This window comes from Streptomyces sp. BA2, from assembly GCF_009769735.1.
Classification (GTDB): Bacteria; Actinomycetota; Actinomycetes; order Streptomycetales; family Streptomycetaceae; genus Streptomyces.
In genome coordinates this window covers 9,289,682-9,313,775 of sequence record NZ_WSRO01000002.1, presented here as the reverse complement: position 1 = coordinate 9,313,775, position 24,094 = coordinate 9,289,682, and the positions used below count along the sequence as shown (strand labels likewise).

Sequence of the window (24,094 nt, the reverse complement as noted above, 5' to 3'; positions counted from 1 at the left end):
CGGACCTGGTCAGCACCTGGCACTTCAGCTGCCAGCCAAGCCGGAACACCGTGCAAGATGCCGCCCCCACAAACCCGTGTCAGGCAGGAACACTCCCACATCAGCCTCAACCGGAGCCTGCTGGCCCCCCACCACGAAGAGCGTGGCGTTGAAGTAGCCCGGCAGATCAGTCACTTGCCCAGCCTGCACCAAACGAAACACCCACGACCTCCGACAGAGCCGAAAGGCAAGTGACATTAAAAGCCAGGTTCTGGCTCAACTTCTGTGGAGCAGGACAGAATTCCCTCGGCGCAACCTTGGTGGGCGCGTCTGACCTGCACCGCAATGCGTCCTCCGCTACCCAGCGACCAGGTGCTCGACCGGCTCCACAAGAAGTGGACCAGAGCCCTCGCAAAGTGACACAGCCGGCGGCTGGAAGCCCGCTTCCATCTGGTGCCGCAACGCTCCAGCCGGGACCGACCACTCGCGATCAAAACCAAGTCCCAGGTCGAAGTCCGGGGCTCCGTTTAGTTCTCAGAGCCTGGTCCACGGCCGCCGTTTCGATGAGACCGTCGCCTTCCCTTCTTCTCCTGCAAGGACGACGGCTACTTAGGGCGCGTATCGAGTCGTGATCAATGTGTGAGCTTTCCCCTCGTTGAACTTCGTTCTGGTAGATCGTCTGGCGTGGCCGGTGTCTGTGCTCGCACCGGCCGGAATACGCACTCACGGTCGCCGGTTGCAGCGGAACGTGCACCATCCTCAGGAGCCGCCCAGCGGCATACACCCACTGCTTGCCGGGCGCTTCAGCCCCTACCGGTTCGATCCGTCAGCGGTGGTCGACGACCATGCCCTCGGACTGCTGCTGGAAGCCGCGCGGTGGGCACCATCGGCAGGGAACTCCCAACCGTGGGGCTTCTTCATTGGCAGGCCCGGTGAGCCGGAGCACGACCGGGTGCTCCCTCACCTTGCACCGAGCTCGGCCCGCTGGGCTACGGATGCGAGCCTGCTCGTCGTCACGCTGACGCGCCGACACGTCGATGACACCCAACTGCTGTACTCCGAGTTCGCGGACTACGACCTCGGCCAGGCCGTCGCCCACATGACTGTTCAGGCCCAGGCCATGGGACTCGCCGCGCACCAATTCCGGGCCTTCGACCTGGAAGGGCTCACCAAGGAGCTGGACCCGAACCCGGGCTGGGTGATCGTCTCCATGGTCGCGGTGGGCAAGGCGGCTGACAGACCCTCAGAGGTCCGTGACCGGCGTAGCGTCGCGCACTTGCGCTCTGCTCCCTGGTCGCCGACGGAGTAGGCGACGGGTCGGAACCGGGTCGCGATGTCAGTGGGCTGGGTTAGGTTCGCTGGTCATGGATTCGGAATCCCTGCTGCAGCACCTGAGCAACGAACTCGACGCGTTCCGCGCATGCCTCGATGGTGACCTGTCTGTACCCGTCGAACACTGCGGCGAGTGGACGCTCCGCGACTTGGCCGAGCACCTGGGCAGCTCAAATCTGTGGGCGGCGGCCGCAGTCACCGAGCAGCACGGCAAGCACGAGCCCACCTCGGCTCCGCGTGATCCCGATGAGTTTCTGCGGTGGTTCGAGGAGAGTTCAGAGACTCTGCTCAAGGCCCTCGACACCGACCCGAGTGCGAGCGCCTGGACTTTCCATCCGCCGCACACGGCGGGTTTCTGGCAACGGCGCCGTGCGCTGGAGGCGCTCATTCACCGCTGGGATGCCGAGAACGCAGTGGGCAGAAGTCGACCGCTCGACCCGGTGCTGGCCGGCGAAGGCGTGGCCGAGGTCTTCGACACGATGGCACCCAGGCACATAGCCCGGGGACGAGCCCAGCACCCGCAGCACGCCCTGCGACTGCACGCGACGGACACCGGAACATCCTGGGTGTACGGCCCTGGCACTGCCGTGGCCACGCTCACAGCGACGGCGGAACAGCTGGTACTGCTCCTGTGGGGTCGGATGCGCAGCGCGGATGCCGCCTTTAGCTGGACCGGCGACCAAGAGGCGGGGCTGCGCATGCTGGCCGGCACCTTGACGCCCTGACCCTGTTCAGGAGCGTAGCCAGAGGCGGATTGCGGCGATCCAGGACCTGCATCGGGTCGTCATCATGTGGTCCGGTTGAGGGCCTTGATCCAGATCATGGAGACGCGGAGGTGGAGTCCGGCCAGGTAGCTCTCGGGGGTTGTCGAACCGGGTAGCGATGCCCCGCCACGCCTTGAGTTGGTTGATCAGACGTTCGACGGTGTTGCGTCGAACCGGTCCAGCGGCTGTCACTTCCTGGCCGCGCCGGGTCCCCCGCCAATGGATTCCTGGTAGGCATCCGCGTAGGTGGGAGAGTCCTTGATCAGGTCGTCGCAGAACGCGGCGACGTCGGTGCCGATGAGTTCCAAAACTCCCTTGCCCGCGGCGACGCCCTCCTCGAAGAAGTCGACGATTCCGGGGAGGAGAGAGCCGTCGGACAGGCTGGCCGGTCCGACCTTGAACAGGTACTTCTGCATCTCCTTGTAGACGATCTGGTAGTCCGGCGGGAGTGCCTTGACCCGGGCCACGTGCGCCCGCCACTGTTTCTTGCCTTCGATGATGTCTTGGATGCTCACGTCAGCCTCCCAGCCGGCTCAGTTTCCGTGCGACGTTCCTGTTCAACTGCTCACGCCACCGGTCGCGATGAGTCCGGGCCCCTGCTCCGCCGGCCAGCGCCGTGCAGAAGCCCTGGATGTCGTCGCCGAGCACCTCGTGGACGCTCTGCCCGTCCGCTGCCGACACTTCGAGCAGCCCAAGGGCGGAGTCGAGGATCGGTGTCAGGTTGCGGCCGGTGAAGTCCCCGTAGGGGAAGAGGTGGGCGACGATCTGGTCCCACGCCTCCCGGTAGTCGTCCGGCAGGGCCTCGACCCGGGCTCCGAACGCCTTCCAATCCCTGGTGAGATCGCTGCCTGTGGCCTTCTCCCAGAAGTTCATCTCCCGCCCTCCTTGAGCCTGTTGATGCGTGATGAGAGGAACTGCCATTTCGCCCAGAACTTTGCGAGTTCCTCGCGCCCGGCGTCGTTGAGCGCGTAGAACTTGCGCGGCGGACCGACCCCGGATGGTCGTTTCGTCACTTGGACGACCCCGTTCCTCTCCAGCCGCAGCAAGATCGTGTACACCGTCCCCTCGATGACGTCGGCGAAGCCGAGCTCATTCAGGTGGCGAGTGATGGCGTACCCGTAGGTTTCCTCGCTGCCGATGATTTCGAGCACGCACCCTTCGAGCGTGCCCTTCAACATCTCCGTCAGGTCATCCATCGCGGGTACTCCTCAGCCCTGCCGGTACTGCGTGATACCGAGTACAGCTATACGGTATCACCGAGTAGTGGAACGGCAACGTCTCCGGTGGACACAACCTCGGGCCGAGTCGTTCGGCGAGGGAACCGGGTTCCGTCGAACGCTGCAGCCCGGCCATCGGTTGAGCTAACGGGTGGGCCGTTGTACGTCAACATGCTGAACTTGACAGAGAAGCCGCGGCGTGGGGCACCCGTGACCCGCTCGATTACCTGCCGGTGCGGCCCGAGCTAGTTGCGGAGTTCGTCGCCGACACCGCCGTGGACGCGGGCCGCTACCGCCATCCCGTCCGTTTCCTGCGCATCCGAGCCGAGTTGCATCCGATGCATGTCCCGCTCTTCGGAGAGGAAGACGATTCGGCTGGTCGAACCGGCGGCCAGTATGAGGGGTAGACAGCCCTGAACTGGGTCTTCCCGAGAAGCGGCGACACGGTGCATCGATGTTGTACTAGGTGCAACGCATGGATAAGCGTGCCTTCGTCTTCCACGGGACAGTCACTGTTGCCGCGCTCCGTCTCTGGCTCCGGTCGTAGTTCAACCGAGCTCAGGGCGTCAAGGTTCCAGAAAGCATGTCCAGGCCAGCCCGCCGGTCACCACGCCAGGTGAAGGCTTCGCTGGTGCTGAGTGTCCGGCCCCACAACAAGAGCAACAGCTGCTCCTCGGACAGTTCATCTGACGGCACGGGTTCCCCAATCCGGATCTGCCGGCGGGCAGTAAATCCCAGGCCCACGAGGGCGTCAAGGTCGGCCAGGGCGTGGCGACTTGATGCCCCGCTGCGCGCACGCCTGCGTTGACGTCTCGACTCCCCCAGCCGCGCCCAAATTAGCCATCTTGCGCTGAGCGGACACCTCTCGTCCGCGCTTCGCCTTGCCGGCCCGCGTTCCGGTGTGGGCATCCGGTCGCCAGGTGAGGGCATCCCTGCGCTGCGGAAACTCGGACAGCACACTGCTGGGCCACTCAGTGCGTGGCCCGCTGTTGCGAGTCTCCACGTCGCGCTCACATCTTCTTCACTGACCTGAGCATGCCTTTTTCGCCAACGTAGCGACGGCGTGGCGCACTTGACAAAGTGTCATGATCGTTTGGTGTTACGATCTCGGGCACATGCCACGTGGGCTTTTCCCTCGGCTTGGCTACAGCCAGGGGGCTCTCCGGGCGGTGAAGGCTGCCCACGCCGAGGGTCCGCATGGATAGATTCCGAGAGCTGGACTCCAGCCGCTCAAAGAGAGTCACATGACAATTTTGCAGGATCCGACGGTCTGGGCGCTTGCTGCCGGCGTCCCTGTCGCCACCATGGTGATCGTTCGCCAGCGGAAAACGACTGAGTCGTTGCGCCGTCAGAAGCGGGGACTCGAAAGCGATCTGACCGAACTTCAGGGCAGCCACGCTGACCTCCAATCCACCATCGCAGAGCTCCGCAGGGGCTACGACGAGGTGGTCCGGCAGGCAAAGGAAGAGGCGGAGAACGCCACCAATACCGTACTGAAGTCTGCGATGCAGACCCTTCAGGGCCTCGCGGCGGAACAGCAGCGGGCCATCTCCGGGCTGCAGAAGAGGTACGGCGATTCGGCCGTGCTGCGAGATCTGCTGGACGTCGACCACATGAACTCGCAGTTCAACCGGCGTGCACAGTCCATTGCCGTGCTCTGCGGCGGGTGGCTCGGCCGGCAGCGGGATGCGGCATCCATCTACGACGTGATCCGCGCAGCTCAGGGCCGTATCCGGCACTACCAGCGCATCGACATCGCCTCGCGGGTGGACATCGCGGTGACCAGCCGCGCCGTCGAGCCGGTCGCGCTGACGGTGGCCGAACTGCTCGACAACGCCACCAGCTATTCGGCGCCGTCCTCCATGGTCGACGTCGAAGTGCGGACGGTACCCAAGGGCATGTGCATCGTGATCGACGATGCAGGCGTCGGGATGAGCGAGGAAGAGAAGACGGCCGCCACAGCTCTGCTGTCCAGTGGGTCCGCGGTGAGCGTCTCCGAACTCGGCAATCCTCCCGCGTTCGGTTTCGCGGTGATCGGTGCGCTGTGCGCGCGCTTCGGGTTCACGGTCACCATCGACAGCACTTCTCCCTACGGCGGCGTCCGAGCGGTGGTGATGGTGCCGAAGGAGTTGCTGACCGACATGCCGGAACCCGCGAAACCCGCCGCGACGCAAGGAGCCAACGCGGGCACAGGGGAAAGCGGTTCGGCTCCCGCGACGACAGCGGGCGACCTGCCCCGGCGACAGAACAAGCGCCGCGCCATGGCACTCGTGCCGGACAACCAGCCCGATGAAGCGACTGCGCCGCCGGCCCGGTCGGCGGAGGCACGGGTGGCGGCCATGGGCGCATTTCAGCGCGGCACTCTCAGCGGCCGAAGTGCGGGGGTACCGGCCGCCGAACGCGACACTCCTGCCGATACACACGAAGGATTCGATGCCCCGTGAGCGACGACCTGTCCTGGATGCTCGAGGACGCGCTGGCGATTCCCCATGCCCTGCACGCGGTCCTGATCTCTGCTGACGGCCTGCAGATGTCCCGCACCGCGGAGATCGGCCGGGACGACGCCGACAAGGTGGCCGCCGCCGTGAGCGGATTGCAGTCGCTCAGCCGGTCCGTCGGATTCTTCTGTGGTGACGACGGCACGACCTGGCGCCAGACGCTCATCGAGTTCGACGGTGGCTGGGTGTTCCTGAATGCCGCAGGAGGTGGCTCCTACCTTGCCGTGGCAGCGTCCGCCGAGGTCGACATGGGAGACATCACGTATCGGATGCAGCAGCTGGTCAGCCGACTGGGCAAGGCCATGTCGACCGGCCGCCGCACCGACACGGTCACCTCATGACGGATCCGGACCGTACCGAGCCCGAGCTCGTGTCCGAGGCCGGAGAATTAGTCCGGCCCTATGTCATCACCCGTGGGCGTGACCTGCTCGACGAGGGCGCGTTCGCCCTCATCACTCTCGTCACGGCATCCACCGATGATCAGCAGCGCCCCCAGCGGCTCTCGCCCGAGGAGCAGCAGATCCTGGAGATGTGCTCCAGCGGCTACCTCTCGGTCGCTGAGATCGCCGCCCATTCTCAGCTGCCTCTGGGTGTCGTCAAGGTGCTGCTCAGTTCCCTCGCCGAGGGGGGCTATCTGGTCACCCGTGCGCCGGTGCCCTCGGCTCGTCTCGCCAACAAGGCCTTGCTTCAGGAGGTGCTCGATGGTCTCAAGGCTCTCTCTGTCTGAGGACGCCTACGTGCGCAGCGGTGCACAGCAGACTGCGGTGAAAATCCTGGTCGTCGGGCACTTCGCCGTCGGCAAGACCACTCTGATCGGCTCGCTCTCCGAGATCGCGCCGCTGTCCACCGAGGAGCAGATGACGAGCCTCTCGGAGAGAGTCGACGACCTCAAGGGAGTTCAGGGGAAGACCACGACTACGGTCGCCCTGGACTTCGGTCGCCTGACCCTCAGCGAGCGCATCGTGCTGTATCTGTTCGGGTCACCGGGCCAGCAACGGTTCGTCAATCTGTGGGACGACATGGCCCGCGGAGCACTGGGCGCCCTGGTCCTGGTGGACCCCGAGCGACTGGCCGACAGTTTCGAGGTCATGGATCTGGTCGAGAGCTACGGCCTCGACTTCGCCGTGGCCCTCAACCAGTTCGACGGCAGCGCGGTACACACCCCCGAAGCAGTCCGGGAGGCGCTCGACCTGCTGCCCGACACCCCGGTCGTCACCATCGACGCGCGCGACAAAGCGTCGTCCGTCAACGCCCTGATCACCATGGTCCGCTATCTGCAAAAGCGCGCCGCCCTGGAGCACGCATGACAACCACTCCCGTACCTCCGCCCGGCTGCCCCGCACACGGCAGCGGGCAGCGCATATCCCTTGACACCCCGGAGTTCGCCGCCAACCCGCACGCGTACTACCGTTACATGCACCAGCTCGGCCCCACGGCGCCGGTCACCATCGCGCCCGGCGTGGAGGCGACCCTGGTGACCGACTACAACGCGGCTCTTGAGCTGTTGCAGGACCCCACTACCTTCCGCAAGGACGCGCGCCGCTGGCATGCGCTGAACGAGGGCCTCATCCGCCCCGACAGCCCGGTCCTGCCGTTGCTGGCCTACCGGCCGAACTGCATGTTCACCGACGGCGCCGAGCACGTGCGACTGCGGCAGGCCATCACCGAGAGCTTCGCCCGCGTCAGCAACAGCCGGCTGAGCCGCATCGTCAACCAGGCCGCCCAGTTCCTCATCAACCAGTTCAGCGCTCGCGGCAGTGCCGACCTTCTCAGGGACTACGCGCAACAGCTCCCCCTGTACGTCTTCAACGAACTCTTCGGCTGCCCGGCGGAGATCGGCGACCGGGTCCTGTTCGGCATCTCCGGCATGTTCGACGGCGTCAATGCCGAGCAGGCCAGCCAGGTCCTGCTCCAGGCGGTGGGCGAGCTGGTGGCACTCAAGCGCGTCAACCCCGGGGAGGACATCACGTCCTACCTGATGCAGCACCCGGCACAGCTGACCGACGAGGAACTGGCGCACACGCTGGTGCTGCTCCTCGGCGCGGGCGGCGAACCGGAAGGCAACCTCATCGGCAACGCCTTCTACACGATGCTGACCGTTGAGGAGTACGCGCGCAACGGGCAGTTCGACAAGGCCCTCGATGACACCCTGTGGCGCAACGCGCCCATGTCCAACTACGCGCCGCACTACCCGGTCTCCGACACAGACGTGGCCGGCGACAAGGTCCGCGCCGGTGAGCTGGTCCTGGTGTCCTTCGGTGCCGCCAATACGGCGCTCGCGGACCAGGGGGCCGACACCCGCGGTCACCTGGCCTGGAGCGCAGGCCCGCACGCCTGCCCGTCCAAGGAACCGGCCAGGCTCATCGCCCTGACCGGCCTTGAGGCTCTGTTCAACGCGCTGCCGGACGTTGAACTCGCGGTCCCCGCGGACAGCCTCGCCTGGCGGCCCGGCCCCTTCAACCGGGCTCTGGCCAGCCTGCCCGTCCGCTTCGGTGCGGTCACCCCGCGCCCCGCCGCCGCGCCTGAGCCGACGGCCGCGTCCCCTCTCCACCAGGCGCACCCTCCCCTGGCGCCCACGCCCACGCCCGCGCCCGCGGAGCCGCAGGCCACCGGCAAGCCGGCGCGCTGGAGCAGCTTCGTGAGGTGGCTGACGGGCCAGTAGCCGGTGCACCCCCTGTGATGCAGGCGACACGGGCAGTTGTTGTAGCCTGCATGAAAGATCAACTGCTGGGGTAGGACAGCGCGGAGTGTCTGGAGTGACACGAGATGAAGGAGAGGCAGTGAACCTCGCAACCTCCGCGCCCCGTTCCGCAGGCAACCGGCCGGGCCAACGGCGCACCACATCCAGCAGCAAAAACTCGTGCGGGTGCGACGACCCCGAAAAGACGCAGGGCCGAATACCCGCCGCTTACGGCGGATCGGCCCTCGTCTCCCACCTCGTTGGCGCAGCACGCCCCCGTACCTCCGCGCCATACAGACGCTTCATGCGCCGTGCCGTGCGAGGAACGCGATGACGTCCCTGCCGGAGGCGGGCATACCGGCAGACGAACCCGGTAAGGCCACGCTCGGCGATCACGTGCTGGGTCAACTACAGCGCCTCGGCGCCGCGGTGGGCCTGAGCCAGGCGGACACCGCGCTGTACGGGCAGGTCCTGCTCGACTCCCTCGCGGACTCCGCCCGGCGACCGTTGTCTCTGCCCCCGGCGTCGCCCAGCTTCCTCTCCGACGACCACACCCCCGTCGAGTTCTCCCTGGCCTGCACGTCGGACGCCGCCCCGGCACTGCGGGTGCTCGTGGAGCCCGGATGGACCCACGAGGACATGGGCGACAGCGGCCGCGCCGGACTCGAGGCCATCCACGCGATGGCCGCCCGCTGGAACTTTTCCACCGATCAACTCGACGCCCTGCACGACTTGTTCCTCCCCGCTACGGCCGAGGGGCCGCTGTCACTGTGGTACGCGCTCGATCTGCGCGCGGGAGGGGTCCCCGGCGTCAAGGTCTATCTGAACCCCTCCGCCGCCGGACCCGAACACGCTGCACACACCGTGCAAGAGGCGTTACGCCGACTTGGCTACGACAAGGCCTTCGCGCAGCTTCCCCCCGCGGCGGGCTATCCGTTCCTCGCACTGGACCTGGGCTCCTGGGAGTCACCTCGCGTCAAGGTCTACGTGAAGCACCCGCGTATGTCGGCCGACGACGCCTGCGCGCTCAGCCATGCCTCCGGGGCCGCAGCGGCAGACATCCGCCACTTCTTCCACGCGGCCGCCGGACCCCTCCCGCCATCCGGGCAGCAAGGGGAGGGTGCGCCGCGCCTGCTGCGGCGGTCCGCGCTCACCTGCCATTCCTTCACCGAAGGCGACAGCGACCCCAGCGGCTTCACGCTGCACATCCCCGTCCGTGACTACGTGCGCGACGACGAGGAGGCCCTCGACCGGGCAACCGCTCTGCTGACCCGGTTCGGCATGGACCCCACGGTCCTGCGCCGGAGCCTGCGCGCTCTCACACAACGACAGCTCACCGACGGTGTGGGGCTGATCGCCTACCTCGCTCTCGTGTACGAACGTAACCGGCAGCCCCGCATCACGGCCTATCTGTCCTCCGAGGCCTATCTGACCAGGGCGCCGACAGAGCAGTACGCGCAAGTCGGCCTGTTAGCCGCACAACGCACCCAGAGCGCTCTGAACTCCGGTCGCAAGGCCGCCGATCATGCCATCCCGCACACCGCACCAAAGGAAGTCTCGTGGAGCCGTACCGCATCAAAGTTGTAGAGCCGATCGCGTTCACCACCCGTGCGGAACGTGAGGCCGCGCTGAAGCGGGTCGCCTACAACCCCTTCGATCTGCGTGCCGACGAGGTCACCATCGACCTGCTGAGCGACTCGGGGACCGGTGCCATCTCCGCGGACCAGCTCGCCGCGGGCATGCACGGCGACGAGTCCTACGCCGGCAGCCGCAGCTACTACCGGTGGCACGAGGTCGTCTCCGAACTCACCGGATATCCCCACATCCTGCCGACACACCAGGGCCGCGCCGCCGAGCGCATCCTGTTCTCCGCGCTGCTCAAGCCCGGCACGAGCGTGCTGTCCAACACCCACTTCGACACCACCCGCGCCAACGTCGAACTGACCGGCTGCCAGGCCTACGACCTGCCCTGCGCCGAGGCGAAGGACCTCGACAGCGATTACCCGTTCAAGGGCAACATCGACCTGATCGCCCTTGAGCAGGCGTTGGACAACGCGCATCAAGCGCCCGTGGCGGCCGTGCTGATGACCATCACCAACAATGGTGGCGGTGGCCAGCCGGTCAGCATGGAGAACCTGTACCGGACCGCCGAACTGTGCCGCCGCCACGACGTGCCCCTGATCCTGGATGCCGCGCGTTTCGCGGAGAACGCCTGGCTGGTGATCCAGCGCGAGCCCGGCTACGCCAACCGCACCCCCCGGCAGGTCGCCGAGGAAGCCTTCCGCCTTGCGGACGGCTGCGTCATGAGCGCGAAGAAGGACGGCATCGTCCACATCGGCGGCTTCATCGGTCTCAAGGACCCTGAACTCGCAGAGAAGTGCGCGGGCCTGCTCATCGCCACCGAGGGCTTCACCACCTACGGCGGCCTGGCCGGCCGTGACCTCGACATGATGGCCCGCGGACTTGTGGAAGTCACCGAACCGGCCTACCTCGCCGAACGCGCCGACATAGCCGCCTACCTCGCCGCGCGCATCCGCGAGGCCGGAGTCGACATCGTGGAGCCGGCAGGTTTGCACGCCCTCTACGTCAACGCCGGGCGGCTGTTGCCCCACATCCCCCCGCACCAGTACCCGGGCACCGCACTGGTCTGTGAGCTCTACCTCCGCGGAGGCATCCGCTCGGCGGAGCTGGGCAGCCTGTACCTCGGGGAAGAGGACGAACAAGGCAACTCCGTCAAGACCGCACCTTATGAACTCGTGCGGCTGGCACTCCCCCGTCGGGTCTACACCCGCAGCCACTACGACCATGTCGCCGCCACCCTGGCGGACATAGCCAAAAACCCCGAATCGGTGCACGGCTACCGCATCGTGGGTCAGTCGCCGATCCTTCGCCATTTCAGCATCAAGCTGGAGCCCGTGCAGTCCGGCGGCTGATCGCTCCTCGACACGTCGCGTCGCGCAAGAGTGGGGCCGGCAGCGCCGGCTCCCACTTCTTGAGCTTGACTCTGTCGGGGATCTTGGAGTTTCCCGGTGCGGCAGCATGGTCAACGGGCATGCTCGGGTAGTTCCGCCGACCGATGCAGCTGTCGAGGTGCCTGTTGTCCCTTCGCCCCCGTCCCGGTGAGCAAGTCCCGCCTCTGACTGTGCAGGTCGCGCAGGCGAGCAACCCGGGTGGCACGACAGCGATATGGGTACGTGACCGCCTCGATGGACTGTGGTGCGACGAGGACTTCGCCGACTGGTACACGCGGGACGGGCGACCGGGTCTCTCGCCCGCTCAACTGGCCACCGTCTGCGTCTCCAAGGTCCACAGGCCCGCCTCGAACCCGTGCGCCTGGGCGCCCTGCTCCAACGCGGCTCGAACCAGCTCGACTTGGGTGTCATCCAGTTTGGGCGGCCAGCCGCTGGCTGGACGCCGCCGCACGCTCTCGGGGTGCATCCCCACCATCCGCGCGACCTCGGATGAAGAACGTCTTTGCTCGAACAACTCGACCGCGCGCATGCGACGGGCCTCGGCCAACTGCGGCCGCGTCAGCGGCAGAACGGAGACAGCGGAAACAACGGCCTGCGACGTGGATCAGGTCTCCCGTACTTGCGGGGGTGGTCCCCAGCGCACGGGGCACGCGTCGTCGTCCGACGCGTGCGGGGGATGATCCGGTATTGGACTCCAGGGCGGAGTAGCGATCGGCGCAGGCGGAGTGCCTTGTGAAGCGGCGCGGAGCGCTTTGTCGGGTTTGCCGGCCTCGGTGAAAGTGCTGAGATCTGCGGGTTGGTAGCGGCAGAATAGCTGGTGAAGGAGTCTGCTCCCCGCACGCGCGGGGATGGTCCCGAGCCCGGAGGAGGCCTGGGTCTGCAGGCTCTTGGCGGCGACCTTCATCCGCAGCACCTGGCTGTCGGTGCGGGCGATGTTCGCACAGTTGCTGCGGCAGCGGTCCAGGCTCGGGGTCTCCTTCTTGCCGCCGCGGCCGGGGTGGCAAAGGGCTTTGGCCCGGTCGTAGTTGCAGAACAGGAAGGCTTCCTTGTTCTCGAAGACGTTCAGGGTAGGGTCGGCCAGCAGGCTGCGGGCCTGCCGGACGGTGGCGATCATGCCGCCGAAGCGGTGCTGTTGCTGGGTGGCGGCGTGGATGAGGCGTCGGGCGGCCGGGCCGGATACTCCCTCGCCCTCCTGGAGGGCCTCGTGGACGCGCTGAGGTGCTCGGCGACCGTGCGGGCCGTCTCGAAGTCCAGCAGGTCGTGGATGCCTCCGCGAGAGCGTGAACCGTACTGGCCGCTGATTAGTGTGCGCATGTGCCCGTAGATGATGTCCGTGTCGGTCGGCTGACAACGAGATGGGCACTTTATGCGCGTCTTCACCTGGTCCACCGCCACACCGGCCTTGCACGCCCAATATCGTCTTGATTGACGCTTTCGGGCACGACCCGAACGAGACGTGAGTCAACGGGAGTGCAGGTGATCCAGGCGCGTCCCAGCGAGCAGATGCGTGACCTCGGCGTCGTGCAGTACGGCGCTCGCATCCTCACCGAGCCCGCCCGCCCCTTCGACCTCCCCGCCGACCGCGAGGACGCGGAGCAGGCCGTGGAGAGCTATTCGCCTCTATGGAGCGCATCGGACAGGTCCAACCCTTCACCAAGGGCACGGGGATCGCCGCCCCGCAGATCGCCGTCGCACGGGCGGCGGCCGTCGTCCAGCCCGCCGAGCCCGACGCAGCGCCGATCGTCCTGTTCAACCCGCGCGTCACCGCCTACTCCGACGAGATGGACGAGCAGTACGAGGGCTGCCAGTCCTTCTTCGACGTCCGCGGCCTGGTGCCCGGCCCCCTACGGATCACAGTGGAGACCGCCGCGCTGGACGACACCACGGTCATGGCCAGGCCACAGACGATGGCCTGCGCACGCGCCCACCGGGGCGGCGACGGGCTCCCCCGGCACCGCCGGATGGTCACCGGCGGCGGAAACGCCCGGCGGCGAGTGTGAGCGTCGCGGGGACGGGCAGGCGTCGGGTGCAGGGGTGACAACCTGACGGGCGCCGCCGATGGATGATCAGTGGGCGGCGCCACCTGTGAGCTGAGTGGCCGCGCCTTCGTGGGACAGGGAGCGGCCGCTCACGCGGTTCACCCGGCTACCGGGCGTCGCATATCTGGTCGCGCCGGGGCAGCTTGCCCGTGGCCAGGTAGTCGTTCACCTGCCCGTCCACGCAGGCGTTGCCGTAGTCACCGTAAACACCGTGCTGGTTGGCCCCGGGCACGGTGATCAGCCGGGAGCGTGACCACTGCTTCCGCGCCTGCCGTGCCCCGGAGTAGGTGGTCCGGGTGTCACCCGTGGCGTTGACCAGCAGCGCGGGCACGTCGTTGTCAACGACGGTCGGCGTCTCGGCGGGGCGGTCCCAGAACTCGCACGCCGTGATGTTGTGCGTCAGGGGACTCGCGAAGGGAGCCGTGGCCCGGTCGGCCTGAATGTTGCGCCAGTAGCTCTCGGTCCCGCGCCGGGTCGCGACATCCCCGCAGAGGATGGCCGCCTGGGCACTGCCCTGGTGCGACCCGGCCTTGGTCGTCGTGGACGCCAGCATCCCCGTCAGCCAGGGTTTCGGCGTGACGCGCTCACGGTCGGCCGCCCGCGCGAGGGTGCGGGTCGCGGTGGCCAGTTCGGCCCGGGCCGCGTCGAGATCGCTCCCGAGGCCCCCGAAGAAGACGATCGGCAAGAAGTGTTCGTCGACGCGGAACGTCCCGACCCGCAGGGGCTTCTCGGCCGCGGCCTCCTCGATCCGGTCCACCGTGGCCAGCACGGCCTTCGGGGTGCGGCCGAGGCCATACGTCTTGTGGCGCGCCGAGGTCCAGGCCGCCCAGTCGCGCAGGGCCCGTTCATTGGCCGCGGTGGAGTCCTCCAGGAGCGTCTGGCTGTACCTGGCGGGGTCGATGACTCCGTCGAGCACCATGCGGTCGGTGCGACCGGGGAAGAGCTCGGTGAAGACCTGGCCGAGGTAACTGCCGTAGGAGAAACCGAAGTACGAGATCCGCTTCTCGCCCAGCGCGGCCCTGACGACATCCATGTCACGGGCGGTGTTACGGGTGGTGATGTACGGCAGTACGTCACCGTTGGTGCGCCGGCACCGTTCGGCGAGGTCGCGCCCACGGGTGACCGACCGCTTGAACCCCGTCCGGTCCCGGCCTGCGGAGAAGACCATCGAGCCGACGTCCCAGCCGCAGTCCAGCGGCGTGGAACGGCCGACGAACCGCGGATCCATGCCGATCAGGTCGAACTTCCCGGCGGTCTTCCCCATGAACCCGGCCATGCCGGGCGGCATTTCGAGGCTCGGTCCGCCGGGGCCGCCGTTGTTGAGCAGCATCGTGCCGACGCGGTGCGCGGGATCGGTGGCGCGCAGGCGGGAGATGGCGACGGTGATGGTCCGGCCGCCCGGGTCGGAGTAGTCGAGGGGCACGGTGATGTCGGCACACCGGGCGCCCGCGGCGTCGAGCTTCTTTCCGGCGGTGTCATCGGGGCCGAGGGCGCAGTCCTGCCAGTCGACGGCCTGATCGTAGTACCGGCCGAGAGGCTCGGCCGTGGACGAGGCCGCGGCGGGCAGCGTCCCCGCCCCGACGGCCAGCATCGCCGCGGCGGCGACGGCGCCCCGTGAACACACGTTGATTCTCATGCACCGCACGCTAGGCGCGGCGCCACCTCCGGCTCACTGTGGTCCGCCCCCGAATCGTGCCTGGGGCCAACCCCACCCCGCGGAACTACCTCACCCTCGGCCTGCTCCTGGCTGTCTGGGTCACCGCGGCAGGCGTTTCCGACAACGTCGGCGGCATGCACCTGATGTCTCACATCGCCGCCACTCACCCTCGCGTGACCAAAGCCTGGGCCGACAGCGGCTACCGCACCAAAGCCATCGACGACGGCGCCCGCCTCGGCATCGACGTGGAAGTGATCCAACGCGCCCCGGGCGTCAAAGACTTCAAGGCGATCCCGCAACGCTGGGTCGTCGAGCGGACCTATCCTCGGCAGCTCGCCCCTCAACTGCCCCGGATCAGCCGCTACTTGCCTGGCAGCGGCCACCGCCTCCCTTGGAGATCAGGGTCGGTGTTCATCCAAAGCACCCACCTCGCGATCGCAAGCGCGTACCCTCCTCCCCCACCCGCGCATGAGTTGCCACCTGTGCAGGTAGGACAGCGAGTAGTCCAAGCAGGGAGCGCCCGATCATGAGCACGATCTGCACCCTGCACGAGCGTGTGCATTGACGAAAGGTCACTGTTATGCCAGACATCCAGTCGGAAGCTGCCGGAGTGCAGGCCCACTACGCCGCCCAAGTAGCCGCGGACCTGGAGACCAACCGTAAGGAACAAGAACGCGTCGGGGTCGATGTCGCGGCGCTGAAGGAGCAGTTGCAGGGCTGGAGAGCGACCACGCGGTGCTGCTGAGCATGCAGCAGGCACTGGGCTCCCCCACCGCCCCGGCGGCCGCCGCCAAGAAGGCGACACCTCGCAAGGGCGCTGTGCCTGGCCCGCGGGCGAGTACGAAATACTCCGATGCCGCCCGGACGAAGGAGCCTGCGGCCGCCAAGTCCAAGGCCCAGGACAATCCGGCGAAGAGTGCGCCCAAGTTCGCCGCGAAGAAGGCGACCGCTCCAGCGTCCGGTCCATCGCTGGTCGAACTGATCCACAGCCACCTCGGCCAGCGCAACGAACCGCGCTCCGCCGCCGAGATCACCACTGCACTCACCTGGGCCTGCCCCGAGCGCACCATCAAAACCACCGTCGTACGCACCACCGTGGAAGGCCTGGTCGCCAAGGGCCGCGCCCACCGCACCAAGCAGGGCTCCTCCGTCTTCTACACCACAGCCACCCCGGCAGGCTCTCCCGCCGCACCGCAGCCGGAGACCTCCACCGGCTGAACTAGGCCTGGGCCGGACGGACTCCAGCCGTGAGCACCCTCGCCTGCCAGACGGAATCGTCTCCTCAGTGGCGTGCGGCGGTGGACCGAAGCGGCTGATCGCCAGGGGCAGGCTGGCCGAGGGCGATCCGGTCCTGTTCTCTCCGGCCCACCATGAGGCGGAAATGCCGAACACCTCAGTGCTGTCAGCCAGGGCACCGAGCGCCTCAACCCGCTGTCGAACGCCGGTCCATATCGGATCGTTCATGCCGCGCACCACGCGGAGGGTCCGACAGGCCCGAGGCGGTGACCCCTCCCTTCAGCAGAGCCGCGCCCAAAGCCGATTAATGCCAGCAAACCGGATTCAAAACACCCAGCTATTCCTTCTGGTCGTCCCATGACGTCCGATACCAGCCCCTGAATGACGTCAGCAGCGCCGCGAGCGCGGCGCCGACCCGGGGATCAAGGCCTGGACCACGGAGCAGTACCGCGTTGGACGACGGTTTGTGCTCCATAGCTATCTGGCCGTCCGCACGCCATCTCACGCGCCGTGGCGCGCGCGGGAGGTCGCCGTTATCCAGCACGGCGGCGACGAGGGCGAAGGGAAGCAGAGGAGACAACAGCCAGCAGAAGGCCCACCAGAACAGCCGTCCCTTGTAGCCCACGGCGTCCGGCACACCAGCCTGCGACACCGTCCAGCGGACACGCAACCCGCCGCCCCTGAACGCCTTCCGCCGCGTAATGGTGCCGATGATCTGCCCGTAGGCGTCAAGCACCTGATAGGTCACACAGTGCCCCTCGGTGAACTGCGTGACCAGACGGGCCAGCGTCTGCGCACGTCCCTCGTCGGCCCACAGGAGGAAGGATCGGGTCCCCCTCTTGCGGTCGCCGCGGTACGCGGGGACGCCGCCGGGCGGAAGCTCGCGCTCCACGTGCGCCAGGACGTGGGGCTGCACTCCCGGACCCGCGATGTGGACGGGATACAGAGGCGGCACCAGAAGCCCGGTGGCTTGCGCGCTCCTGCGCGGTCGCGGGGTGTCGTACATGGTGAGACTGACGGTCATGCGCCCTGCTTCCCATCGGTGATACGGCCGGGTGAAATCGGCGGCGTCCGGGCGGCGGCGTGAGCGGTGGTGTCCGGCGCCGCTGGATCCGGCCCGGGGCTCCGCTCAGCAGTCGCGTCGCGCCTGGAATTCCAACAGGACTGTAGTTCGTCCTCGGAGGGCGCCTGACGTGGTAGGGCTGCGACCACCTCCCCTGCCGGCATGAGGCCTGCCCTTGGCTATGTCATTTGGTTGGGGGATCAGGCACGAATTCCGTGAGGACGATCGGAGCGGTTCGGCCTTGGTGACATGACGTTGTCTGGGATCGTGGTGCGGTGTGATGAGCTGGTCGGCCTGCTGTTCCCTTATCTCGACGCCGTGTTGGTGGAATCGGTCTTCCGGGTGAACGAGGTGGTTCACGTCGAGGCGAGAACCCGGGGGCTCGACGTGGTGTGTCCAGACTGCACGACAGCATCCGGACGGGTACACAGCACCTACGAACGGCACCTTGCCGATGGACCGGTGGGTGGCCAGGCGGTACGGATCGACCTGACCGTCCGGCGGTTGTACTGCGAGAACGCCGGTTGCGCTCGCCGTACGTTCGCTGAGCAAGTCAGGGGGTTGACCGTGCGCTATGGCCGCCGAACGCCTGCCGCCCAGCGGGTTCTGGAAGCTGTGGCCATCGCCCTCGCTGGTCGGGCCGGAAGCCGGCTCGCGATCGTCCTGAACACCCGAGTGAGCCGGATGACGCTGTTGCGCGCAGTCATGAACGTCCCTGATCCAGCCTGGAATGTCCCGAGGGTCCTCGGAGTCGACGACTTCGCTACCAGGCGCGGGCAGCACTACGGCACCGTCCTCATCGACTGCGAAACCCACCGGCCCCTCGACCTGCTGCCCGGCCGTGACGCCGCGACGCTGGCCACTTGGCTGCGAGAGCAACCCGGTTCCGCGGTCATCTGCCGTGGCCGGGCCGGCGCCTACGCTGAGGGTGCCCGCGCCGGTGCGCCGGACGCAGTCCAGGTGGCCGACCGCTTTCACCTGTGGCAGAACCTCGGCACCGCCCTCGAACGCAGCGTCCGCCGCCACAGCCACTGCCTCAAGGCGGCTGGCACCAGCGCTGACGGCCTGGTGAACGACACCGGCGCTGCAGAAGTCGAGCAGTTCATGTCTCCGATCGAGGCCCGCATCCGCGAGCGCCACGCAACCATCCACCGTCTCTTGGCTCAGGGGCACGGCATCCGTGAGATCGCCCGGGAACTACACATGGGCGGGAACACCGTCCGCCGCACAGCCCGCGCCGCAGCTCCTGAAGAACTACTGAGCGGGCGACACCAGCCTCGCCGCAGCCAACTCGACCCCTATAAGGCCCACCTGGACCAACGTTGGGCACAGGGCTTCACCAACGCGGTCCATCTGCACGCCGAGCTTCGGGCCTTCGGCTACCAGGGTGGCTACCAGCCGATCAGTGACTACCTGCAGCCGAGACGCCGTCGTCGAATTCGCGTGGTGGCTCCCGCACCGCCGGGTGTCCGGCAGGTCACCGGCTGGATGATGCGGCACCCCGAGCACCTGGGGATCGAAGAGCGCCGCCAGCTCACCGCCCTCCTTGCCCGCTGCCCCGGGCTGACCGCCCTCAACAGGCATGTCCGTGCATTCGCCGAGACCCTCACCACCCGCTCCGGCCAGCACCTCAAGGACTGGATCATCGCCACCAATGTTGAGGACCTCCCCGGACTCAGCACCTTCGCGCACGGCCTGGAAAAGGACTGGGAAGCCGTGGTCCAAGGACTGACCACACGCTGGAACTCCGGCCCGGTCGAAGGCAGGGTCAACCACATCAAGATGATCAAGTGTCAGATGTTCGGACGTGCCGGCCTCTCCCTCTTGCGCAAGCGTGTCCTCCTCACCGCCGCCCGATAACGGACCCGCTCAAGCGGGATGACGCTCGCCGCAGGACCCAGCCCGACGGCCAACAGAGCGCCAGGACAAGTGTGTTGTTGACCACGAAGTACCACGGACTGACCCAGTGGCCTTCTTTGTCCACAAGCCCTGGCCCGTCCTCGCGGCAGAGATGACGCAGCAGGCGGTAGCGCACTGGAGCCCCGGCGGCCAGCAAGAACGGTGCCGCAGCAACGGCCCCGACCGTCACACCGAACCGGACAGCAAGACTCCCCACAACGCTCTCTACTCGCATGACTTCAGTCTGCGGACCAGAGGGGCCCCACACACCGCGCTCTCACGGAATTCGTGCCTGATCCGCGGCGGGTTCGCGCCCGCCGAGCATGACTGGGGCGTGGCATCGCTGCAAAAGGACGGCGCTCCGGGCGGCGCAGGCTGACCGAGGTCGCAAGTTATCCACAGGCCCGCGCGGGATCTCCGCGCGGGCCTTACCGTGCTGCTCCTGTGGATCACGAGGGGGCGTTATGCACAGGGTGGATCTTGCGCGCGAGGCCGATCAGGCGCTGTGGGCGATGCCGGATGACGTGCACGAGGAGATGCCCGCGCTCATCGACTCCGTGGCCGACGAGCGCGAGGACGGCATCGGCCCGATGCCAGCGGCCGGAGCGGCACTCCGCAGACGCCGTCGGGGCGTCTACGTGCCGGCGGGCGGCCTGCTCGTGGTGCTCCACGCAGGCCGAGCGGGCTGAGCCAGCGCCGTCCACCCGTCAACTCAGCCTCCGTTGCCCTGCCCGTGGCGTTTACGGTGGCAGGCGCAGACCCAGCGCCGCCCGGCGCCCGTTATCCTTCGACAGGCTTCACACCGCCCATGCAGACCTGCCCGTAACCCCCGAAGTCCCTCCCGGCGTCACTGCTGTAGCCACCAGGCCGGATCGTGCCGTCCACCACATAACCGGTGGTCCCCGCGATGTACTTGTAAACGACTGCGTTGACCCGCAGATTGTTCACGTACGACCTGATCTCGTATAGGCCTCCTGTCCTGATCCGGATGCAGGCCTTGGTGCTGGTCGACGTCAGCGCCAGGACTTTGTAGTCGTCATACTTATACAGACACAGCTTCTTGGACGGACAGCCGCCGACCGCTGCCGCCGGCGCCGCCGTGGCGGCGAGACTGCCCCCGGCCATGGCCATCGCGCTTACCGCGAGAGTGACCTTACGAATCCAAGCCATGATGAGCCCTTCGTTGACGAGGGGAATGCTTTCGTCCAAGAGCTAAGGGTCTCCGGGCCTGGGAATCCCAGCCTCCGCACACCGGTTGGCCGGATCTCACGTTCTTCGGTGACTCTCTGGCTTGATCGCGGTGGAGTACGCGCGCAGCACGGCCAGCCGGTGCAGACCGGCAGGCAGGAGCACCGTTCCCTAAGCACACTGGACGACGAGAAGGCGGCAACATGACGAAGCCGGCCGCCTGGTTCCCCCGTGGCGGCCGGCTCGTGTCTGAGCGTTCAGAGATCAGAGTGGCGGCGGCGTAGTTTCACCCAAAGAAGTAGCTGCAGCCTGCGCACCTGAACGGGATCACTGCAGTCGTCGAGCTGACAACAGGCATGTGAATTACTGTGCGGCGATGAGCGCAGACTGGGGCCTAATCACAGGAATCGTCGGAGCCGCTACCGGGGTCGTCGGCATGGCGATGGGGTTTTTCGGATGGTCAGTGGCACGCAAAGGCAACAGCCTCGCGGAGGAGGCCAACACCAAAAGCGACGTAGCGAACCGTCTGGCTCGCGAGGCCAACGCCCTTGCCCACCATCAAGATCGTCGCGAGACGGAGAGCCACGACATCAGGTGGGAAGGCGAATGGGTCGCGGCTGGCCGGTACGCACTGGTCGTCAAGGGGACGCACACGGCGTACGACGTCGTGGCGAGAGTGTCTATCGACGACGAGTCTCAGCGTGTAGAGCGCCCCTCCGTAGGGCCCGGTGAGCAGATCATCTTCGACTTCCCAGAGGCCCGCCGAACGTACGAGGAGGAGCTTCGCGCTCGGTGCAGCGAAGGAGCATGAGAGCTCGCCGACGTTCGCAACGCTTGGAGAGTTCGACTGAGGCCCAGGGGCGGATCTTGCGGTCACTACGTGCCGTGGTCACTCGGTCAATGCGGGGCTGTGCTGCTCGTCGAGGGCGGCGCGCAGTTCAGTCGCGGTGCTGCCGTACGCGCGCAGCATGGCCCACCGCGAGGCGAGGGCGCGGGCCCGCTCGATGGCAGCCTCGGCTTGATCGGCCCGGTCGCGTTGCGCGTACAGCGCCGTGCAGGCCTGCTCGTAGGCCCATGCGGTGGGGTAGGGCTGCCGGTCGTGGGCGATGGCCTGGTCCCGCTGGCGGCGGAGTTCGTCGATACGGGCCGTGAAGATCGGCAGGATGGCGGCAGTGACGAGCGCGGCCTGCTCCTAGACGGTGTGCTTGCCGCTGCTCGCGCGGATCATCTGCACCGCGTCCGCGCAGACCTCGCGCAGCTCGGCCGCTGGGGCTTGGTCGCTAGGGCAGCCGCATCCCCAGTTGTGCGTCTCGGGTGTCGGGCAGTGCTCGGTGTGCTCGGTGCCGGCGTCGCAGGACGGGCAGTCGCGGGGCCCGGCCGCTTCAGCCGCCAGCTGCCGCCAGCTGCCGCCCGCACCGGGCGCCCTTGAGCCACTCCCGCACGTCCGCGGTCGTGATGGGGCGCTGCTCCCGGTCGGCGATGTCGCAACACTCGCCGACGAACGCGAGCGCGTCCTGAGCGCGGTAGAGGTCGGTGGCCAGGTCGCGGGCTTCCTCGGCGGTGAGGTCGGGCTCGGTCGCTTCGAGTGAGCCGTCCGGTCCGATTGACCCCTGTCGGCATCGCGCTCGTCTTCTCATGCGCGGCGTGCGCGGGCGGGGAAGGCGCGTCGAGCGCCGCCTCGTCCGCGGCGCCATCGCCGGACCCAGTCTCCCGTTTGCAGAAGGCGCCTGAGATCAGTGTGAGCGGCGATCCGTTCGCTGCCCTTGACGCCGCGCGCCCCTCCGCCGACCGGAGGGCCGTCGGGGAGCTCCGCAGGGGCGCGGACCGGCTCATCGCCTATACCGAGGGCCACCGGTGCGGCCTCCAGGTGATCCGCGCCGACGATGACAAGCACCCGGTGCTCTCTCTCGACACGGCTATGCCCAAGAACGACGATCAGGGCAGCAACCGGTTTGCTGCCGGTCCATACCTGAAGTCCACGGCAACCGGCACCGGAACCTCCAAGCCGTGGGCCTCGGTGTCCTGCGGCAGGAACGCCATGGTCATCGAGTACTCGTCGCATGACACCGAGGCCCCTTCCAAGCCCCGCGGTTCCATCTCGGCCGTCGAAGGGCCGAAGGCAGACAAGACCCTTTACGTGGCCGTCGGGGAGGACAAAGACAGGAAGAAGGTCCTCTCTTCCCTCCCCCCGCGTCCCTGAGCTGCAATGAGCAAGGGTCAGGACCGCCTCGTAGGTGTCCGCCGTCCAGCCGTCACCAGGCATGGGGTGGAAGGAGCCGCCGTCGCGGCGCAGGGTCAGGACGGCCGTGCGCAACAGGTCACGTGCGGGCTCATCGCCGGCGCAGTCCAGGAGGCTGTAAGTCTGCCCGAGGACCAGATCGAGCTTGCTCATGTCGTCGTCGTTCAGCGGCAGCGGGACCAGCGGTCCCGTGGGCGCGAGCCGGACCGGCGTGTAGATAGGGCGGCCCGAGAGGAACTCGCGTGAACGCAGACCCCATCCGTCCGGTGCCAGCAGCCGGTTCAGCTCCTCAACCTGCTTCGTCGCCTCCTCGACACCAGCCGCAACCTCGGGGTGGACGGTTCGTGCCAGGAAGGCGAGCCGGCTGTTATCGGCCGTAGGTTGGTCCACGTCGTAGAGGGCCTCCAGGAACGTGGCCTCGTCCAATCTCCCCCACCAAGGGCTCGATCTCCCGCGCAGGTAGTCGAAGATGTCGTACCGCGTCACCGCTGTGATCAATGGCTGTGGATGTGCCGAGGCGGGGCCACTGGACGTCATGTGTCTCAGGACGAAGGGCAGGAAGGCCACGTACCGGCCGATCGAGATTTTCCCCTCCCAGACGCGACGTCAGGCAGAGTGCCGCAGCAGGGCCGCCGACCGCGAGGGAACAGCTACACCCCACGGAAATCTCGCGTCCAGGACAGTGGCCCCAGCTGTCGGTGGCCAGTTGGAATCCCCCACCAGCGGCCACCTGTTGGGAGCTCCCTGGCCACGGAGGGAACTACGCTCAGTAACGAAGGCCGGTCCCAACTGCCCGGGCGCCAGCCGACCCTGAAACCTAAGTCCCGTGCTCACATCCACCTTGATCTCAACCAAGCTTTAGGTTGCAGGCTGATCTCCATGGCAGCGGAACTGACTGATCGAATTGCACTCATTCGCCGTGAACTGGCTGAACTGGGGCTCACTCAGCCCCAGTACTGGATCCTGCGCTACCTCGCCCCCGACGACCTGGGAGCCGATGTGTCCGGGCGTAGCCTCGACGAGCTGACCGGTTCCCTCCAGGAATACCTGCTGCCGGGCGACGATCTCCCAGCAGACGCGGCCGACCTCACCACCCGCGCCCTAATCAAGCGGACCGCCGACGGTCATCTGCAGCTCACCTCCACCGGCCTAGCGGCTCACACCCGGGTCAAGGAGAGCATCCCGGTTATCCAAGCCCGCCTCGACGAAGAACTGCCGTCGTGACCGGGGTCTGGCCGTCGTCACGCTGGGTTTGGGGATCTGCACCTGACTGTCACTCAATTCGTCACGCCATGACACCGAAACCAGCCCACCAGAACGTCACCGCCTGC

26 protein-coding genes and 2 pseudogenes are annotated in these 24,094 nt (G+C 67.3%); 17 read left to right on the top strand and 11 right to left on the bottom strand.

The features are described 5' to 3' along the window. The first annotated feature begins 727 nt into the window (after nucleotides 1–727). A complete protein-coding gene (locus tag E5671_RS44620) occupies nucleotides 728–1,288 on the top strand; it encodes a nitroreductase family protein (protein ID WP_160509874.1) in 561 nt (186 codons plus the stop codon). A gap of 55 nt (nucleotides 1,289–1,343) precedes the next feature. Continuing rightward, on the top strand, nucleotides 1,344–2,036 hold the full coding sequence (locus tag E5671_RS44615) for a maleylpyruvate isomerase family mycothiol-dependent enzyme (protein ID WP_160509873.1): 693 nt from the start codon (nucleotides 1,344–1,346) through the stop codon (nucleotides 2,034–2,036). Nucleotides 2,037–2,098: 62 nt separating this feature from the next. On the opposite strand, the pseudogene E5671_RS44610 reads toward E5671_RS44615, so the two are convergent. From E5671_RS44610 to E5671_RS44595, 4 genes and pseudogenes are all read right to left on the bottom strand, one after another. Beyond that, nucleotides 2,099–2,246 (bottom strand): annotated as a pseudogene (locus tag E5671_RS44610) (IS5/IS1182 family transposase); the annotation flags it as partial. 17 nt (nucleotides 2,247–2,263) lie between these two features. Then, on the bottom strand, nucleotides 2,264–2,590 hold the full coding sequence (locus tag E5671_RS44605; RefSeq protein ID WP_160509872.1) for a DUF1048 domain-containing protein: 327 nt from the start codon (nucleotides 2,588–2,590) through the stop codon (nucleotides 2,264–2,266). A 1-nt stretch (nucleotide 2,591) separates the two neighbouring features. After that, nucleotides 2,592–2,948 (bottom strand): DUF1048 domain-containing protein, encoded by a 357-nt coding sequence (locus E5671_RS44600; protein WP_160509871.1) that lies wholly within the window; start codon nucleotides 2,946–2,948, stop codon nucleotides 2,592–2,594. Beyond that, a complete protein-coding gene (locus tag E5671_RS44595; protein ID WP_160509870.1) occupies nucleotides 2,945–3,271 on the bottom strand; it encodes a PadR family transcriptional regulator in 327 nt (108 codons plus the stop codon). Before E5671_RS44595 ends, E5671_RS44600 begins: the two co-directional genes overlap by 4 nt. A 1,265-nt stretch (nucleotides 3,272–4,536) precedes the next feature. Here E5671_RS44595 and E5671_RS44590 point away from each other — a divergent pair. From E5671_RS44590 to E5671_RS46750, 7 genes are all read left to right on the top strand, one after another. Next, the gene (locus E5671_RS44590) at nucleotides 4,537–5,736 is read left to right on the top strand and encodes a sensor histidine kinase (RefSeq protein WP_160509869.1); all 1,200 of its coding nucleotides are present in this window, start codon (nucleotides 4,537–4,539) and stop codon (nucleotides 5,734–5,736) included. Continuing rightward, nucleotides 5,733–6,131, top strand: a complete 399-nt coding sequence (locus E5671_RS44585) for a roadblock/LC7 domain-containing protein (protein ID WP_160509868.1) — start codon at nucleotides 5,733–5,735, stop codon at nucleotides 6,129–6,131. The genes E5671_RS44590 and E5671_RS44585 overlap by 4 nt, the downstream gene beginning before the upstream one ends. After that, nucleotides 6,128–6,517 (top strand): DUF742 domain-containing protein, encoded by a 390-nt coding sequence (locus E5671_RS44580; protein WP_160509867.1) that lies wholly within the window; start codon nucleotides 6,128–6,130, stop codon nucleotides 6,515–6,517. The genes E5671_RS44585 and E5671_RS44580 overlap by 4 nt, the downstream gene beginning before the upstream one ends. Continuing rightward, nucleotides 6,492–7,097: a GTP-binding protein gene (locus E5671_RS44575; RefSeq protein WP_160509866.1), complete on the top strand. Its 606-nt coding sequence runs from the start codon at nucleotides 6,492–6,494 to the stop codon at nucleotides 7,095–7,097. Before E5671_RS44580 ends, E5671_RS44575 begins: the two co-directional genes overlap by 26 nt. After that, on the top strand, nucleotides 7,094–8,452 hold the full coding sequence (locus E5671_RS44570) for a cytochrome P450 (protein ID WP_160509865.1): 1,359 nt from the start codon (nucleotides 7,094–7,096) through the stop codon (nucleotides 8,450–8,452). The genes E5671_RS44575 and E5671_RS44570 overlap by 4 nt, the downstream gene beginning before the upstream one ends. A 348-nt stretch (nucleotides 8,453–8,800) precedes the next feature. Further along, nucleotides 8,801–10,057: a tryptophan dimethylallyltransferase family protein gene (locus tag E5671_RS46755; RefSeq protein WP_160509864.1), complete on the top strand. Its 1,257-nt coding sequence runs from the start codon at nucleotides 8,801–8,803 to the stop codon at nucleotides 10,055–10,057. After that, nucleotides 10,030–11,403 (top strand): tryptophanase, encoded by a 1,374-nt coding sequence (locus tag E5671_RS46750; protein WP_160509863.1) that lies wholly within the window; start codon nucleotides 10,030–10,032, stop codon nucleotides 11,401–11,403. The genes E5671_RS46755 and E5671_RS46750 overlap by 28 nt, the downstream gene beginning before the upstream one ends. A gap of 343 nt (nucleotides 11,404–11,746) precedes the next feature. Here the strand turns inward: E5671_RS46750 and E5671_RS45680 are convergent, their stop codons facing one another. Both E5671_RS45680 and E5671_RS44550 read right to left on the bottom strand, forming a co-directional pair. Then, a complete protein-coding gene (locus E5671_RS45680; protein WP_202121502.1) occupies nucleotides 11,747–11,971 on the bottom strand; it encodes a hypothetical protein in 225 nt (74 codons plus the stop codon). Between the two features lie 75 nt (nucleotides 11,972–12,046). Then, complete coding sequence (locus E5671_RS44550; RefSeq protein WP_160509862.1) at nucleotides 12,047–12,556, bottom strand: hypothetical protein; 510 nt, start codon at nucleotides 12,554–12,556, stop codon at nucleotides 12,047–12,049. A 508-nt stretch (nucleotides 12,557–13,064) separates the two neighbouring features. On the opposite strand from E5671_RS44550, the gene E5671_RS44545 reads away from it, so the two are divergent. Then, entirely contained in the window at nucleotides 13,065–13,442 is a 378-nt protein-coding gene (locus tag E5671_RS44545) for a peptide deformylase (RefSeq protein ID WP_237330399.1), read from the top strand. A 145-nt stretch (nucleotides 13,443–13,587) separates the two neighbouring features. On the opposite strand, the gene E5671_RS44540 is transcribed toward E5671_RS44545, so the two are convergent. Continuing rightward, nucleotides 13,588–15,117 (bottom strand): alpha/beta hydrolase, encoded by a 1,530-nt coding sequence (locus E5671_RS44540; protein WP_160509861.1) that lies wholly within the window; start codon nucleotides 15,115–15,117, stop codon nucleotides 13,588–13,590. A gap of 92 nt (nucleotides 15,118–15,209) precedes the next feature. Here E5671_RS44540 and E5671_RS47560 point away from each other — a divergent pair. The 3 genes and pseudogenes from E5671_RS47560 to E5671_RS44530 form a co-directional block, all read left to right on the top strand. Then, nucleotides 15,210–15,461: pseudogene (locus E5671_RS47560) on the top strand (IS5 family transposase); the annotation flags it as partial. Between the two features lie 257 nt (nucleotides 15,462–15,718). Then, a complete protein-coding gene (locus E5671_RS46745; protein WP_237330398.1) occupies nucleotides 15,719–15,883 on the top strand; it encodes a hypothetical protein in 165 nt (54 codons plus the stop codon). Between the two features lie 2 nt (nucleotides 15,884–15,885). Further along, entirely contained in the window at nucleotides 15,886–16,356 is a 471-nt protein-coding gene (locus tag E5671_RS44530) for a hypothetical protein (RefSeq protein ID WP_237330397.1), read from the top strand. 355 nt (nucleotides 16,357–16,711) lie between these two features. Here the strand turns inward: E5671_RS44530 and E5671_RS44525 are convergent, their stop codons facing one another. After that, nucleotides 16,712–17,398, bottom strand: a complete 687-nt coding sequence (locus E5671_RS44525; RefSeq protein WP_237330396.1) for a hypothetical protein — start codon at nucleotides 17,396–17,398, stop codon at nucleotides 16,712–16,714. Nucleotides 17,399–17,686: 288 nt separating this feature from the next. On the opposite strand from E5671_RS44525, the gene E5671_RS44520 reads away from it, so the two are divergent. Next, nucleotides 17,687–19,297, top strand: coding sequence for an ISL3 family transposase (locus E5671_RS44520; RefSeq protein ID WP_202121501.1), 1,611 nt, complete (start codon nucleotides 17,687–17,689; stop codon nucleotides 19,295–19,297). 503 nt (nucleotides 19,298–19,800) lie between these two features. Further along, nucleotides 19,801–20,025: a hypothetical protein gene (locus tag E5671_RS44515; protein WP_160509860.1), complete on the top strand. Its 225-nt coding sequence runs from the start codon at nucleotides 19,801–19,803 to the stop codon at nucleotides 20,023–20,025. A gap of 91 nt (nucleotides 20,026–20,116) precedes the next feature. On the opposite strand, the gene E5671_RS44510 is transcribed toward E5671_RS44515, so the two are convergent. Next, the gene (locus E5671_RS44510; RefSeq protein WP_237330395.1) at nucleotides 20,117–20,545 is read right to left on the bottom strand and encodes a proteinase inhibitor I36 SMPI; all 429 of its coding nucleotides are present in this window, start codon (nucleotides 20,543–20,545) and stop codon (nucleotides 20,117–20,119) included. Nucleotides 20,546–20,900: 355 nt separating this feature from the next. Between E5671_RS44510 and E5671_RS44505 the strand changes: the two genes are divergently transcribed. Next, nucleotides 20,901–21,335 carry a hypothetical protein gene (locus E5671_RS44505; RefSeq protein WP_160509859.1) on the top strand — a complete coding sequence of 145 codons (435 nt, stop codon included), beginning with the start codon at nucleotides 20,901–20,903 and terminating at the stop codon, nucleotides 21,333–21,335. A 571-nt stretch (nucleotides 21,336–21,906) separates the two neighbouring features. Here E5671_RS44505 and E5671_RS44500 read toward each other — a convergent pair. After that, a complete protein-coding gene (locus E5671_RS44500; protein WP_160509858.1) occupies nucleotides 21,907–22,161 on the bottom strand; it encodes a hypothetical protein in 255 nt (84 codons plus the stop codon). Continuing rightward, the gene (locus tag E5671_RS44495; RefSeq protein ID WP_336606022.1) at nucleotides 22,158–23,249 is read right to left on the bottom strand and encodes a hypothetical protein; all 1,092 of its coding nucleotides are present in this window, start codon (nucleotides 23,247–23,249) and stop codon (nucleotides 22,158–22,160) included. Before E5671_RS44495 ends, E5671_RS44500 begins: the two co-directional genes overlap by 4 nt. Before the next feature lie 393 nt (nucleotides 23,250–23,642). Between E5671_RS44495 and E5671_RS44490 the strand changes: the two genes are divergently transcribed. After that, nucleotides 23,643–23,987, top strand: coding sequence for a hypothetical protein (locus tag E5671_RS44490; RefSeq protein WP_160509857.1), 345 nt, complete (start codon nucleotides 23,643–23,645; stop codon nucleotides 23,985–23,987). Nucleotides 23,988–24,094: the final 107 nt, after the last annotated feature.